Source organism: Streptomyces cynarae, from assembly GCF_025642135.1.
GTDB classification, from domain to species: domain Bacteria; phylum Actinomycetota; class Actinomycetes; order Streptomycetales; family Streptomycetaceae; genus Streptomyces; species Streptomyces cynarae.
Genome location: NZ_CP106793.1, coordinates 3,881,533 through 3,895,580, shown reverse-complemented (window position 1 = coordinate 3,895,580; position 14,048 = coordinate 3,881,533). Strand labels below are relative to the sequence as shown.

Annotated in this window: 13 protein-coding genes; 8 read left to right on the top strand and 5 right to left on the bottom strand. The window is 68.6% G+C overall.

The window, feature by feature from the left end; translation table 11 throughout:
* Positions 1 to 155 precede the first annotated feature (155 nt).
* From N8I84_RS17840 to N8I84_RS17830, 3 genes are all read left to right on the top strand, one after another.
* On the top strand, positions 156 to 785 hold the full coding sequence (locus tag N8I84_RS17840) for a TetR/AcrR family transcriptional regulator (RefSeq protein WP_263230464.1): 630 nt from the start codon (positions 156 to 158) through the stop codon (positions 783 to 785).
* A 27-nt stretch (positions 786 to 812) separates the two neighbouring features.
* Positions 813 to 1,661, top strand: a complete 849-nt coding sequence (locus N8I84_RS17835) for an oxidoreductase (RefSeq protein ID WP_390898910.1) — start codon at positions 813 to 815, stop codon at positions 1,659 to 1,661.
* Positions 1,662 to 1,848: 187 nt separating this feature from the next.
* Positions 1,849 to 4,320 (top strand): SpoIIE family protein phosphatase, encoded by a 2,472-nt coding sequence (locus N8I84_RS17830; protein WP_263230462.1) that lies wholly within the window; start codon positions 1,849 to 1,851, stop codon positions 4,318 to 4,320.
* On the opposite strand, the gene N8I84_RS17825 is transcribed toward N8I84_RS17830, so the two are convergent.
* Positions 4,299 to 5,207 carry an AraC family transcriptional regulator gene (locus N8I84_RS17825; RefSeq protein ID WP_263230461.1) on the bottom strand — a complete coding sequence of 303 codons (909 nt, stop codon included), beginning with the start codon at positions 5,205 to 5,207 and terminating at the stop codon, positions 4,299 to 4,301. The two genes, N8I84_RS17830 and N8I84_RS17825, sit on opposite strands and share 22 nt — an antisense overlap.
* A gap of 120 nt (positions 5,208 to 5,327) precedes the next feature.
* Here N8I84_RS17825 and N8I84_RS17820 point away from each other — a divergent pair, with 120 nt between their 5' ends.
* Complete coding sequence (locus N8I84_RS17820; RefSeq protein WP_263230460.1) at positions 5,328 to 6,287, top strand: SDR family NAD(P)-dependent oxidoreductase; 960 nt, start codon at positions 5,328 to 5,330, stop codon at positions 6,285 to 6,287.
* 279 nt (positions 6,288 to 6,566) lie between these two features.
* Here N8I84_RS17820 and N8I84_RS17815 read toward each other — a convergent pair whose 3' ends face one another.
* From N8I84_RS17815 to N8I84_RS17805, 3 genes are all read right to left on the bottom strand, one after another.
* Positions 6,567 to 7,202 (bottom strand): TetR/AcrR family transcriptional regulator, encoded by a 636-nt coding sequence (locus N8I84_RS17815; RefSeq protein ID WP_263230459.1) that lies wholly within the window; start codon positions 7,200 to 7,202, stop codon positions 6,567 to 6,569.
* 114 nt (positions 7,203 to 7,316) lie between these two features.
* Positions 7,317 to 8,534, bottom strand: coding sequence for an acyl-CoA dehydrogenase family protein (locus N8I84_RS17810; protein WP_263230458.1), 1,218 nt, complete (start codon positions 8,532 to 8,534; stop codon positions 7,317 to 7,319).
* Between the two features lie 141 nt (positions 8,535 to 8,675).
* The gene (locus N8I84_RS17805; protein ID WP_263230457.1) at positions 8,676 to 9,362 is read right to left on the bottom strand and encodes an alpha/beta fold hydrolase; all 687 of its coding nucleotides are present in this window, start codon (positions 9,360 to 9,362) and stop codon (positions 8,676 to 8,678) included.
* Between the two features lie 474 nt (positions 9,363 to 9,836).
* Here N8I84_RS17805 and N8I84_RS17800 point away from each other — a divergent pair, with 474 nt between their 5' ends.
* Positions 9,837 to 10,646, top strand: a complete 810-nt coding sequence (locus tag N8I84_RS17800) for an SDR family NAD(P)-dependent oxidoreductase (protein ID WP_263230456.1) — start codon at positions 9,837 to 9,839, stop codon at positions 10,644 to 10,646.
* 212 nt (positions 10,647 to 10,858) lie between these two features.
* Here N8I84_RS17800 and N8I84_RS17795 read toward each other — a convergent pair whose 3' ends face one another.
* On the bottom strand, positions 10,859 to 11,416 hold the full coding sequence (locus N8I84_RS17795) for a CGNR zinc finger domain-containing protein (RefSeq protein WP_263230455.1): 558 nt from the start codon (positions 11,414 to 11,416) through the stop codon (positions 10,859 to 10,861).
* A gap of 85 nt (positions 11,417 to 11,501) precedes the next feature.
* Between N8I84_RS17795 and N8I84_RS17790 the strand changes: the two genes are divergently transcribed.
* From N8I84_RS17790 to N8I84_RS17780, 3 genes are all read left to right on the top strand, one after another.
* Positions 11,502 to 12,374 (top strand): alpha/beta fold hydrolase, encoded by an 873-nt coding sequence (locus N8I84_RS17790; RefSeq protein ID WP_263230454.1) that lies wholly within the window; start codon positions 11,502 to 11,504, stop codon positions 12,372 to 12,374.
* A gap of 389 nt (positions 12,375 to 12,763) precedes the next feature.
* Positions 12,764 to 13,672 carry a pyridoxamine 5'-phosphate oxidase family protein gene (locus N8I84_RS17785; protein ID WP_263230453.1) on the top strand — a complete coding sequence of 303 codons (909 nt, stop codon included), beginning with the start codon at positions 12,764 to 12,766 and terminating at the stop codon, positions 13,670 to 13,672.
* A 230-nt stretch (positions 13,673 to 13,902) separates the two neighbouring features.
* Positions 13,903 to 14,025, top strand: a complete 123-nt coding sequence (locus N8I84_RS17780) for a hypothetical protein (RefSeq protein ID WP_263230452.1) — start codon at positions 13,903 to 13,905, stop codon at positions 14,023 to 14,025.
* Positions 14,026 to 14,048: the final 23 nt, after the last annotated feature.

The window sequence follows — 14,048 nt, the reverse complement described above, 5'->3', positions numbered from 1 at the left end:
CCAAGTGGTCGCTGCCTCCGGCAACCCGCATTCCGTCACAGACGGTTCCCCTGGGGCAGGTGACACCCTGCCTGCCTCCAGGAACGCCCAACTGGACTCGGTGTGCGGGAAACACGGCATCTGGCCGACGGTTGCGCCTGCTACGGACCGCGACGATGTTGCGGCGTGAGAGCGATGAGCCCGCCGCGGGCGAGGAAGGCATCCTCTCCCACCCCACCGGGCCCCGCAGCGACCGCGTCCATGCTCAAGTACTCGCCGCCACCCAGGAACTGCTCGACGCAGGGGGACTGCCGGCGGCGACCGTCGACGCCATCGCGCAGCGCTCCGGGGTGAGCAAGGCCACCATCTACAAACACTGGCCGTCCCGCACCGCGGTGGCCGCCAAGGCGTTCGGTCTGATGATGGCCGGAGAACTGCCCCTGCCGGACACCGGCAACAGCCGGGAGGACCTCATCGAGCAGGTCCGTCGCGTCTCCGGGTTCTACGCCAGCCAACGCGGGGAGGTCTTCGCGCAGCTTCTCGCCGCCTGCGTCGACGACCCGGCCGCGGCGCCCTACTTCCGCGAATACTTCCTCACCGGGCGTCGGGAGGCCATCGCGACGCTGTGGCAACGCGCGGTGGACCGCGGTGACGCCTCACCCGGCACCGACATCGACGACGTCATCGACATCCTCTTCGGGCCGCTCGTCTTCCGCAGGCTCACCGGCCACTACGACCTCACGGACGAGCGGGCCGAGAAGCTCGCGCGCACCGCGCTCGACGGGCTGATGCGCTCCCTCGCCTGAGACCCCACGACTCCAATGGAGAGACACATGCCCCGCACGTTCCTCATCACCGGCGTCAGCAGCGGCCTCGGACGCGCCTTCGCCACCGCCGCCCTCGAGGCCGGCCACGCCGTCGTCGGCACCGTCCGCAAACCGGACCAGATCGCCGCCTTCGAGCAACTCGCCCCGGACCGCGCCCACGCCCGCATGCTCGATGTCACCGACACCGATGCCGTCGCGCCGACCATCGCGGCCATCGAGAGCGAAGTAGGCCCCGTCGACGTGCTCGTCAACAATGCCGGGTACGGCGTCGAGGGCACTTTCGAGGAGACCCCGCTCGACACCTTCCGCCGCCAGTTCGACGTCAACGTCTTCGGCGTCATCGCGGTCACCCAGGCCGTCCTGCCCCGCATGCGCGAGCGCCGTGCCGGGCACATCCTGTTCGTCACCTCCATGGGCGGTCTGCGCGCCTTCCCCGGCCTGGCCGCCTATCACGGCTCCAAGTTCGCCGTGGAGGGCATAGCCGCCACGCTCGCCCAGGAGGTCGCGCCGCTCGGCATCCATGTCACGGCGATCGAACCCGGCTCCTTCCGCACCGACTGGGCGGGTCGCTCCATGGACCGGGTCGAGAGCACCATCGCCGACTACGAACCGATCTTCGCCCCGATCCGCGAACGCCGCATGGACATGAGCGGTCAGCAGCTCGGCGATCCCGCCATGGCCGGCCGTGCCCTGCTCACGGTCGTCGATGCCGAGAACCCGCCGACCCACCTCATCCTCGGCAGCGACGCGCTCCGCCTGGTCGCCGACGCCCGCGCCGCCTTCGACGCGGAGACGGCCGCTTGGAGCGAGCTGTCGAAGTCCACCGACTACCCCGACGGGGAACAGATCGCGTGACAGTCGCTGAGGGAAACAGGGCGGCTCGGGGATCCCTCGCAGGCGGGGTACCGGCAGGTGGAACGGGGCCGCCGGTTCCGGCATCGCCGCCGCTCATGACCAGCAACCGGCTCGGATGTCGCGAACGCCGGTCCTGGAGGACACTGAGGGGCGTACCGCGCTCTGAGGCAAGTGAGAGCTGATGATCATGGGTGCACCTCATGCCGCCAACCGCAGCGGCCCCCACGACGGCATCTCGGCGGAGCAGCCGGCCGACATGGTCATTGACCAGCAGGGCATCGTGGTCGGGTGGAGCCCGGCAGCCGAAGGGCTGCTGGGATACCCGGCGGCTGCGGTGCTGGGCCGCCCCGTAGTGGACCTGCTGACCGGTGCCGACGCCATCGATGCCGAAGCCATCGGGCCCTCGCTCGCCGCCATGGACGACATCGCGGTTCCACTGCGACGTCGGGACGGTGCCTTCTTGCCGTGCATCATGGCCGTCCGTCCCGAGGGAGAGGCTGCGGCCGGCATGGGGTGGGCGGTGACGCTTGCCCCTGCCGAGAAGGGAAGCCCGACGGCCGCACTCGACCAGGCCCTGCTGGAGACACTCTTCACTGTCTCTCCCGTGGGGCTGTTCCTCCTCGATCCCCAGCTGCGGCTCATCCGGTTCAACCCCGCGGGCGAGGGCATGCAGGGGTCCTCCGTCGAGGAAACCGTCGGCAGACGCCCCTCGGAGGTGTGGCCGGGCTTCGCCACGGAGTCGGTGGAGCGCGCGATGGAAAAGGTGCTCGCCACGCGGCAGCCGGTGATCGGCGTCGAGAAGCGCTTGTGTCCCCCGGGCGATCCCGAGCGTGAACATGTCTATTCGGCCTCGCTCTTCCCCCTGGAGGACGCTCAAGGCCGGCTCCTGGGCGTCGCCGACGCCACTGTCGACGTCACCGACCGCCACCTGGCGCAGGAGCGGCTGAAGGTGCTCGCGCAGGCCGGCACGCGGATCGGGTCCACCCTCGATGTGCTCGACACCGTTCGGGGCCTGGCGGACGTGTCCGTGCCGGGGTTGGCCGACAGCATGGCCGTGGAGGTGGTGGAGCCGGTACTGGCGGGAGGGGATCTCGAACCCGGTCCCGTGGAACGCGACACCGTACTGCGTCGGGCGGCATGCAGGTCCCGGGACGACGCGGAGCCCTGGACGGCCTGTGACGAGGACGGCGCCCTGCCGCCGGTGGCCGCTGCCGAAGCCCTCGCCGACCTCGGGCCGCGTATGGTCGATCCGCTGAGTTCCGTCGGACAGCGGGCGTTGCGCAGCTTGCGGGCACCAAGGGACAAGGTCCACTCGCTGATGCTCGTGCCGCTGGTCGCCCAGGACCGGGCTCTCGGCCTCGCCACGTTCTGTCGCTGGGGGGAGCGCAGGGCTTTCGAACGTGACGATCTGACCCTGGCCGGAGAACTCGCCCTGCGCACGGCCGCCTGCCTGGACAACGCCCGTCGATACCTGCGTGAGCGCCATTCCCTGACCGCACTGCGGCACGCCCTGCGTCCGGGCGGACTCCCGCCTGACCATGCTCTCGAAGTGGCGCACGAGTACGTGCATGCGGGCTCCGGCGGCGACTGGGTCGACGCCGTGCCGCTCTCCGGTGCCCGGGTGGCCCTCGTCGCCGGCCGTGTGCCTGGCCACGGTGTGCAGACCGCCGCGGCCGCAGGGCGGCTCCGCGCAGCGGTGCACACACTGTCGGACCTGGACCTGGAACCGGATGAACTGCTCGCCCGGCTCGACGACCTGGTGCGCCGGCTCAACGGAACCAACGGGCACAACGGGCCGACGAAGGAGGACGGCCCACCATGGCTGATGGAGGAGGCCCGGAAGTCCGCCGAGGGAGACGAGGCCGGCGCGACCTGCCTCTACCTGATCTACGACCCCATGGCACGGCGCTGCTCCCTCTCCAGTGCGGGTCACCCCGGGCCCGTGATCGTGCGCCCTGACGGCACGACCGTGATCCTGGAGCCCCCGGCCGGTGCCGCCCTCTCCTGCACCGGCGAGCCGTTCGAGAAGGTCGACATCGACCTTCCGGAGGACTCGATGCTCGTCCTGTACACCCCTGGCCTCTTCCAGGAGCAACCCGACGACCGGGGCCGCGAGCGGCTGGCCGGCCTCCTGGCCGGGTTCTCCGGCTCCGTGCGCCAGGCTTGCAGCATGGTGACCGAAGCGCTGATTCCGAACCCGCCCCGGGAAGACGCCGCCATCAAGGTCGCCCGCACGCACACGCTGGGTCCGGAGCGGGTCGTGACATGGGACCTGCCGAGCGATCCGTCGGTGGTCTCAAAGGCCCGCTCGCTCGTCACCCGGCAGCTCACGGACTGGGACATGGACGATGCGACGTTCACCACCGAACTCATCGCCAGTGAGCTCGTCACCAACGCCATCCGCTACGCCAAGCCGCCGGTGCGGCTGCGACTCGTCCGGGGCCACGTACTGACCTGCGAGGTCTCCGACGGCAGCAGCACCTCCCCACGGTTGCGGCACGCCCGTACCACCGACGAGGGCGGCCGGGGGCTGCTCCTCGTCGCCCGGTGCTCCGAACGGTGGGGCACGCGTTACACCGATGACGGCAAGACCGTCTGGGTCGAGCAGAGCATCCCCGAACGCCTTGGGCGAGCAGATCAGCCTGGCTGCCTGCGGTAGTCACGGGGCGACATTCCCATGACCCGCTTGAAAGCGACGCTCAACGCGCTCTCGGATCCATAGCCCACAGACCGGGCGATGGATGCCACCGTCTCGGTACCGTCCCGCAGATGCCGGGACGCAAGTTCGATGCGCCATCGCGTCAGGTATTCGAGGGGTCCCTGACCGACCGTGTCCTTGAAGCGTGCGGCGAGAGTCGATCGGGACACCGCCCCGAGGCGCGCCAGTTCAGCCACCGTCCAGGAATACGCCGGGGCCTCGTGCATGGCGCGCAGGGCGGCGGCCACCGCGGGATCGGCAAGACCGGCCAGCCACCCGGACACCGCCAGCGGCTCGCGCGCGAGGTGGAGACGCAGCACATGGATCAGCATGACGACGGCGAGATGTTCCGCCATCAGCGTCGAGGCCGGCGGTCTGTGCAGCAACTCCCGGTCGATCGCGGCGAGCGCCCATTCCACGGCCTCCGCCTGGCTGGTTCCGGCAGGCAAATGAATGACCGGCGGCAGAGTGTCGAGCAACAGTTCGTGCGCTCGGGCGCCGAAGGAGAAGCGGCCGCCGATGAGCAGCACCTCGTCGCCGTCACCGACTCGTGCGACACCGCCTTCGACCTGGGCGAAGATGGCCCGCGCACTGATCGGAGCAGCTTCCGGGCCGCTGCTGAGAGTGAAGGCGCGCGGGCGGGTGAGGAGATAGCAGTCACCCGCCGCCAGAGCGATCGTCTCCCCGACACCGTCGACCTCGAGCACGCAGCCACCGCGTCGTACGGCGTTGAACTTCACTCCGGACGGGGCGTCGAACCGCACGGCCCACTGCCCGCCCGCCACCAGACTCGTGGACAGGTGGCTGCGTGTTTCCAGCAGGGCCAGCACATCCTCCAGAGGATCCACGAGCGGCACCTCCATCGGACGATGACTAAAGCATTGGGGACGATCAATCATAGGGCGTCCAGGGTTGTAGTCCTAAGGTCAGGATTTGTGACAGCGATCCCACTTTGGAAAGGCACCCTGGTGAACGCCGACCCCCGTCTGACCACCCCCTTCGACTCCTCCGCCACCGCCGCCGAGGTGATCGACGGTGTGGATCTCACCGGCCGTCGCGCCGTGGTCACCGGCGGCGCCTCCGGCATCGGTACCGAGACCGTCCGGGCCCTGGCCGCCGCCGGCGCAGAGGTCACGATCGCCACTCGTCGGCCGGCGTCCGCAGAGCCGCTCATCCGCGAGCTCTCCGCCGTTTCCGGTGCCGGCCCGGTGCGGGCCGAGGCACTCGACCTGTCGGATCTGGCGTCGGTCGACTCCTTCGCGCGGGCATGGGGAGGACCGCTCGACATCCTCGTCGCCAACGCCGGGATCATGGCCCTGCCCAAGCGAACCATCACCACTCGCGGCTGGGAGATGCAGCTCGCCACCAACTTCCTCGGGCACTTCGCCCTTGCCACCGCACTGCGCGCCCCGTTGCGCGCAGCGGGATCGGCTCGGATCGTCGTCGTCAGTTCCGGCGCACATCGCAAGGTGCCCTTCGACTTCGACGACCCTCACTTCACGCAGCGCCCGTACGAGCCCTGGGCGGCCTATGGGCAGTCCAAGTCCGCCGAGGTCCTGTTCACCGTGGCTGCCCGCCGCTGGGTGGACGACGGGATCACAGTCAACGCGCTCAACCCGGGCTACATCCTCACCAATCTCCAGCGTCATCTCGACGACGACACCATGCGCGCGTTCGGAGTGATGGACGACGAGGGAAACCTCACCCCGCTGCCGCACTACAAGACTCCCGCCCAGGGAGCAGCGACCTCCGTGCTGCTGGCCGCGTCACCGCTGTTGAAGGGTGTGACCGGCCGGTACTTCGAGGACAACCAGGAGGCTCGGGTCGTCCACGGCGACGAGGAGGAGCCCGGTGGCGTGGCCGCCCACGCGCTCGACCGACGGGCAGCGGACCGACTCTGGGAATACGCCGCCGACGCCATCCGCTGAAGACCGCGTCCCCTCGGCATCCGGCGTGCATTCGTGATCTTCTGCCCGCGAGGCCGGTCAACGGGCCGGAAAGACCGCCGAGCAAACGGTCAGCGCACCGGGGCGAACACCACCCGATCTTCGCTACGCCCCGCCCCCAGCTTGTGAGCGGCTGCCGACGTCACCGCTCGCTGGACCGCAACGCCGTCGACCCGCAACGGCTTGCCGTCGGTGATGGCATCACCCCGACTCGTACGCTCCCCATGACCGCCTACGGCGTTCAGGCCGCGGTGCCGTCCGTCAGCGGTCAGCTTGCGGGCGGCGATACACGCCGTACCAGTAGCTACGGGCCAGCTCACGGGCAACGACGGCATCCTCGCTGCTGTCACCGTTCGAGACCTGCTGAGCGAGGACCTGACCGCCTCCCTGGACGATCACCTTGGCAGCGAGTTCGGGGTCGATGTCCGTCGGGGTCCGACCGGCCCGCTGCTCTTCCTTCAGCACTGTCACGAGGTTGCCGATGAAACGGTCCTGGTCGGCCGTCCACGCCTCGCGGACTGCAGGGTCGTATGTGGCCACCTCGTTGATCGCCGCGAGCAGCGCCGCATGTTCGCGGTAATGCCGCAGGATCAACTCGTAGGTCCGGGCCAGGCCCTCCAGGCCACCGTCGGGGCCCGTGGGCCTCCAGGACGCCGCGATCTCGTAACTTTCCCTCTTGAGGGAGCCACTCAGCCGGAGCAGCACGTCCACCTTGTCGCGGAAGTAGAGGTAGAACGTCGAACGGGAGATACCCGCGGCCTGTGCGATCTGCTCCACGCTCAGCTCGGTGAAGGTCCCACCGTCCCGCAGGCACTCCTCGAGCACGGACAGGATCCGCTTTTCCAGTGCGGCTCGCCGGTCGGCCGCTTGGGAGGGTCGTCGGGTTGTGGAAGGCATACAGGCATCCTAGATAACCGAACAGAAGGGTGTTCCGCGCAGGTCATGGGGGCAGGCCTGTCTACACCGTACGGCGCGCTTCCAGACCGCCGTACGGTGTGACGGAGGCCGGGATCAGACCATCAGACTGACCCGCTCGCTGATGCCGAGGAGGGATTTGCCGTAGACCTCCAGGCCGACCGAGGGGACCAGGCCGGCGTGACGTGCTGCGACGTTGGCATCCCGCCAGATGCGCTGGAGGGGGCCGACGTCGGCGAACGAGGATGCGCCGTGCACGTTCAGGAGGGTGCTGACCGCCTCGAGCACCTGCTGCGCGGCGAAGCCGGCTCGGGCCCTGATGTGTGCGCGTGCGGTGTAGTCCAGGGTGCTGCCGGAGGTGGAGGCCCTATCGACCTCGTCGACGGCTCGGTAGGTGTGCAGGCGGGCCGTCTCCAGTCTCAGCGCGGCCTCGGCCAGCTGTATCTGGACTCCGACCGAGTCTGCCTGCCTGCTGTGAACGGTGAAGGACAAAGGCTTCTCCGCGGCTGCGTCCACTGCTACGTTCAGCGCCGCTTTCCCCAGTCCGAGCAGGGGGCCGACCAGGCACAGCAACAGCATCGGCCCGAACGCCGAGGCGTACAGCGTCTCGTCCAGCGAGGCACGCGGATAGACGCCCTCCGCCGCGGCGGGGACCGACAGCACGCGGTGCTCGGGAACGAACACGTCCCGCCCGATCAGGGTGTTGCTCGCGGTCGCCTTCATGCCCGCGGTGTGCCAGGTGTCCTCGACGGCCAGCTCGGAGGCGGGGATAAGGACGAGCGCCTGGTCGACGACCGCTCCGCTCTCGTCCTTCAGCAGTGCGCCGACCGCAGCCCAGGTGGCGTAGGGAGCACCAGAGTTGAACGACCACCGCCCGCTGACGCGCCAGCCGCCCGTCACCCGCTCGCCCATGCCCGTCGGTGCCGCCACACCGGTCACACGAGCGTCCGGATCAGCGCCGAAGATTTCCTCCTGGGCCTTTTCGGGGAAAAGGCATGCCATCCAGTTGGTCACCGCGATGATCATGCCGACCCAGGCCGCCGAGCCATCACCCTCCCCGAGGGCCTCGGACACTTCGGTCAAGGTCCGCAGGTCGGTCTCATGGCCGCCATACCGCTTGGGGGTCAGCAGCCGGAAGACGCCCGCATCGGCCAGGGCGTCGACGACCTCCACCGGCAGGACGCGATCCGACTCGCCGCGCGCCGCCTGGTCCCGCAGCAGCGGCTGCAGGGCGACGGCCCGGCCGACAAGTTCGGCTCGGATGGCGTCCCTGGACGGCGCACCCGTTTCGTCCAGGTGGCTGTTGCTGTTCACCACGTTCTCCTTCTGCACTGTTACCTGCTGGGCAGCACCGGCACCGACCCGCATGCCCGTACACCGGGATGTGGGACACGGCAGCGGACGCCGCCAAGTGATCAACTGGGGTGACTACTCGCGTGGGGGCGCGGCCGGAACTCAGCGGCCCGACTCGAGTGCGATCTTCGAGAGAAGGGCCGCAAGTTCCACCGGCTTCGACAGGAACGGCGAGTGGTCGCCGGTGATGCGGTGGACCACTCCCGACCGTTCCGCCAGCACCTGCTGGGCCTGAACAGGGAGAGCCTGGTCGTCCTCGCAGACGATGTACGTCGACGGGACGGTTCGCCACGCCGCCTTGGTCAGGACGTCCCAGAGAGACCTCGTACTCTGCGGCACCAGCCGCTTGACGGCCTCCTCGGCCTCGGGTCGGGGCACGGCACCGTAGAACATCGCGATCGGATCAGCCGGCACGGGCTCGAGGTCGCGCGGCTCCGGTGGAACAGGAGCGCCGGCGAAGCCCAGAACGCTCTCGCCGATGTCGAGCTGAAGCCCTGTCAGATAGATGATGTGTGAGACATTCCCTGCATCGGCGACCGCCTGGCTGACCGCTACACCTCCGTAGGAATGCGCGACGACCACCACGGGTCCGTCGATGAGCTTCAGCTCGCCCAGGAGCGCCTGCGCGTCGTCCAGCACGCCCGCACTTCCGCCGGTGCTCGGCAGGTCAATCGTCCGAACGCGCCACCCCTCGGCCTCGAGTACCGGCGTGAGCTTCTCCCAGCACCATGCGCCGTGCCATGCCCCGTGAACCAGGAACAAAGTCGGACGGGGAATCCCATCAGTCACGAAAAGTCTGCTTTCAGATCAGTCACGAATGCGCGCGCCCAGCAGCGCTCAGGAACGACCTTATGGGCGATCGGACACTGTGTCCAACGTGGTGTCTATCGAGTGGCCGTTCAACTCTCCTGCGTCCGTGACAACTTCCCGCCTGACGCGCCTGACTCTGGTGCGAGGCATGGGGGGGGGGCCGGTCAGGCCGCGGGCTGATCGTCGCCCATGGACACAACTGATCGCTTCCGAGTGGGCTCGGCGTCTCGGGACCCGGTCAGGTGGCTCCCTCTGCGTGACGGGAACGGCTGGGCAGCCAGGGTTCAGCGCTGCTGTCTGCGCCTACGCCCTCACCAGGGATTCGACCAGTGCCTCACCCGGGTGCGCCAGCGTCCCAACACCGGCACAGTGGCCAGTGCCCAGTCGTCAAGGTGTGCGGCTCCCGACCCTGCGTTCCCCGAGTGACCGGAGATCCCATTGAGTACACAGGACATGACCGTGGTCCTCACTGGCGCGACCAGTGGCATTGGGGAAGCCGCTGCCCGGCTGCTGGCACCACGCGTGGCGCAGTTGATCGTGCATGGCCCACAAAGGCCACAAGACGTGACTGAGCAATTGAAGGAACTCCGCGCTGCGTGCCCTGGAGAGGTGCGCTACATGCAGGCTGACTTCGACAGCCTGGCCGCGGTAGACGCGCTCGCCTTTGACATCTCGAAGAACACCGATCGGGTCGATGTGCTCATCAACAACGCCGGCCGCCCGGGATCACCACGGCGTCAGCTCAGTCACGACGGCAATGAAGCGACTCTCCAGACGAACTACCTCGCGGCCGTGCTGCTCACGGAGCGTCTCACCCCGTTGCTTCTTACATCCGGCGGCCGAGTAGTACACGTCGCTTCGGCGACGCATCTGTCCGCTTCGCTCGACCCGGAAGACCTCAATCTGGAGCGTTCCCGCTACAGCGCCACGATCGCGTACGCGCGCTCAAAGTTGGCCCTGGTCGCCCACGCCCGGTGGCTGGTCGAGCAAGCACCCCCTCCAGAGCCGGACGCCGTAAGCGTGCACCCGGGGGTCATCAGGACGGCGCTCCTGCACGCCATGTTCGACATCGGCGGCGACTCGGTCTCGCACGGAGCGCGCAATGTGGTCGATGCCGCCTTGTCCACCAGTGGGTGGGCCGGGCAGTACCTGGACGAGAGGCGGCCGGCCCTGCCGAACCCCATGGCCCTTGACCCCGACTTTCGAGACCGACTCGCAGAGCAAACGTTCGATCTTTTGCATGCTTCCGGGCAAAGCGTCTAGAGCGATACGCCGCTACCCGGTCGGTCGGCTTGCACGGATACCTGAGCTCATCTGTGCAGTCCATAAGTCACTGCGCTTGCACCCCGCATAAGGAGCCACATGACTGATGCAGCCGGCCAGAGCCACGGCGCATGCTCGAGAGAGCCCAGGTCGTGTGAGGCGACGTCTCCTCGCGGGCTTTCACGCCGGACGTGAGTGACGGGACGTTTGCGCTATCCGGCCTTGTGCCGCTGGTAGTGGCGGGCGACGCGCACCCGGTTGCCGCAGCGGGCGGCGGAGCACCAGCGGCGGCGCGGATGGGCGGGCAGGAAGAGCATCACGCAGTCGTCGGCCTCGCACTCCCGGATCCTGGCGACCGCAGGGTCCGCCAGCAGTTCGGCGGCGGCCTCCGCGAGGCTTGCGGCCAGCCGCAGGCCCGGTGAGCCGTCGCGTCGGCGTGTGGCGACCACCGCCGACCCGTTCCACGTCAGCTCACTGATCGCCGGGGCGGCACGCTGCGCCTGGTTGAGCGCCTCCAAGTCGGCGGCCGAGGGTTCGTCGCCTCGGCGGACCTGATCGAGGGCGCGGGCGGCGCGCTCTCGTACGGCGCGCACGGCGGCCAGGTCGGCGGCGGTCACCTCCTGAGGCACCTCGTCCGGGAGACGGTCCACCTCGAGGGCCCACCAGGCCAGCAGGTCCTCCGGGGTCGCGAGCAGGTCACCGGCGGACGGGCGGGTGTTCACCAGGTCCAGCGCCAGGGGTTCTCCGGTCAGCGGCACGAGATCACTCATAGAGCTAATGGTACATCCTCGCCTTGACACGTTAGACCAGCCTTGGGTATACCTAATGCATCGAACATCGAACAAAGGATTAGACATGCTCGCTTCAGTCGCCCGCACCGTCCATCGCCACCTTGAGGTCGACGGCGTCCGCGTCTTCTATCGGGAGTCGCTCCCCGACCGGGTCGACGCGCCCGTGCTGCTGCTCCTGCACGGCTTTCCGTCCGGTTCCCATCAGTTCCGCCGCCTCATCGACGTGCTCGGTCCGCACTACCGGCTGATCGCCCCGGACTACCCCGGCTTCGGCAACACCCAGGTCCCGGACGGCTTCACCTACTCCTTCGACCGGCTCGCCGACGTCACCGAGGGCTTTGTCCAGAACCTCGGCCTCGACCGGTTCGTGATGTACGTCTTCGACTTCGGCGCGCCCATCGGCTTCCGCATCGCTGAACGCCACCCCGAGTGGATCGCCGGTCTCGTCGTGCAGAACGGCAACGCCTACGAGGAAGGGCTCTCGGACGCGGCCCGCGGGCTCGTCGGCCTGACCCCCGAGACCCCCGGCGCCCAGGGCGCCATCCAGGACATGCTCACCCTCGACGGCACCCGCAGCCAGTACGAGATCGGCGTCACCAGCCCCGGCCTCATCGCCCCCGAAGGCTGGATCATCGACCAGCACTTCCTGGACCTGCCCGGGCGCAAGGAGGCCCAGCAGGCACTGATCTTCGACTACCACTCCAACGTCGAGCGCTACGACCACTGGCACGCGTGGCTGCGCCGGCACACCCCGCCCACCCTCATCACCTGGGGAAGCAACGACCCCTTCTTCCCCGAGCCCGGGGCCCGCGCGTACCTCCGCGACCTGCCCGACGCCGAAGTCCACCTCTTCGACACCGGACACTTCGCCCTCGAGACCCATCTGCCGGAGATCGCCCCACTGATCGCCGACTTCCTCGACCGCGTCTGGAAGTAGTCAGACCCACTCACTTCCCTCCGCACGGTGCGCCAGGCGGCGCAGCACTCAGGTCGTCACGGCGCCCTGCTCCTGACGCGTCGCCGTGGGTAGGCGCACAGAGGCGGTGCCCAGCCATGCGTTGCCTGCGCTGGTGCGCCGGAGCGGATCGCTGCCGGGAAGGCCTTCACGAACCACGGCCCGCCCATCTGCCGATGGCGGCATTTCCGAGCGCGATGGGGAGTCGCCGAGCGGCCGGGTTCAGCCGGCTGCTCAAGGACAGGTGCGGAACAGCAGCACTGGAGTTCCGCAACAACTGGGAGGTCCAAGACAACCTGAGGAACGCAAGGCGGACATGGATGCCGCAAACCGTCCGGCCCGTCGCGTCGACAGAAGGAGCATTGACGAGCGTGAAGAACCTCGCACACGAGGGCGAGCAGGCGATCCAGCATCAGGCGGGCGAGGGCGGCCCGGGATGGGGTTCTCCCATGTTCGGCCCCGAAATCCCACGGGGGTTCGTCCCCTTCATCAGGGACCAACGCATGCTCGTCATAGGCGGGTCCGACGATGGCGGTGCGATCTGGTCGACCATCGTGGACGGGCCGCCCGGTTTCGCCGAACCTGTGGACGAACGGACCGTCGTCATCAACGCACTGCCTGCGCCGGGTGACCCACTCCGCGAGGTCTTCGACACCGAACGGGACATCGGAGTGCTCGCCCTCCAGCCGCAGACGCGGCGCCGGATCCGGATGAACGGAGTCGCCAGACGGGACGGGGACCGCCTCCTCGTGCGGACCGAGCAGGTACTGGGCAACTGCCCGAAGTACCTTCAGACACGCACCATCAAGGAGACCGCACCCCAAGGCCCCGGTCAGGCCGTGACCGGCAAAGAGCTCAGCGCAGACCAGCAGCGGTGGATCGGGGGTGCCGACACGTTCTTCATCGCGAGTCTCTCGCCCGAGCACGGAGCCGATTCCTCGCACCGGGGTGGCATGCCGGGATTCGTCACGGTGGTCGACTCGCGCAAGATCGTCTGGCCGGACTACGCCGGCAACCAGTTCTACATGACGCTGGGCAACATGCATCTCAACCCAGTGACAGGCCTGCTCTTCGTGGACTGGGAGAGCGGCCACACGCTGCAGCTGACCGGGCGGAGCCGGATCGACTGGAACCCCGCCAGCGCCGAGAAGTACCCAGGAGCCCTGCGCGTGGTCGAGTTCGACATCGCCAAGGTGGTGCAGATCGACCACGCAAGCTCCCTGAGATGGGCGTTCCACGCCTACTCGCCGGTCAATCCGCCTGCTCACGCCGACGGTTGACCCAAAGGCCGTTGCTGAGCGGCTGGCACTTCTTACGCTGCACCGGCCCGAGCAGACCGGCGGAATGGCCAGGGAAAGGCACCACGCGGACCAGTGACCTTGCCCTGGGCAGATGTGTCCAGAGCCGGATGATCACCACCCACCGTCCCGCCCCGTAGAAGTGTCCGCGGCGGAGCCATCGGCCAGTGTCTGGGGCGAGCTGGACCGGCGCGCCTGGGTGGGTGTGTCCCGTGACCGCCGTCGATGTTGATCAGCGCGCCACGGCGCCGACTGCCGCCCGGCGCGTCGGTCATCGCGGCTACGTCTTTGCAAAGCTCGGCGCCGCCACTGGCCTGATCCAGGGCATACATTGAGCGTTTCACGTCGAGCCATGCAG

Excerpts from the sequence above, each read along its gene's own strand:
- N8I84_RS17815 (WP_263230459.1), bottom strand. The coding sequence starts at position 7,202 with ATGCCTTCCACAACCCGACGACCCTCCCAAGCGGCCGACCGGCGAGCC.
- N8I84_RS17830 (WP_263230462.1), top strand. The coding sequence starts at position 1,849 with ATGGGTGCACCTCATGCCGCCAACCGCAGCGGCCCCCACGACGGCATC.
- N8I84_RS17790 (WP_263230454.1), top strand. The coding sequence starts at position 11,502 with ATGCTCGCTTCAGTCGCCCGCACCGTCCATCGCCACCTTGAGGTCGAC.
- N8I84_RS17800 (WP_263230456.1), top strand. The coding sequence starts at position 9,837 with ATGACCGTGGTCCTCACTGGCGCGACCAGTGGCATTGGGGAAGCCGCT.
- N8I84_RS17840 (WP_263230464.1), top strand. The coding sequence starts at position 156 with ATGTTGCGGCGTGAGAGCGATGAGCCCGCCGCGGGCGAGGAAGGCATC.
- N8I84_RS17795 (WP_263230455.1), bottom strand. The coding sequence starts at position 11,416 with ATGAGTGATCTCGTGCCGCTGACCGGAGAACCCCTGGCGCTGGACCTG.
- N8I84_RS17835 (WP_390898910.1), top strand. The coding sequence starts at position 813 with ATGCCCCGCACGTTCCTCATCACCGGCGTCAGCAGCGGCCTCGGACGC.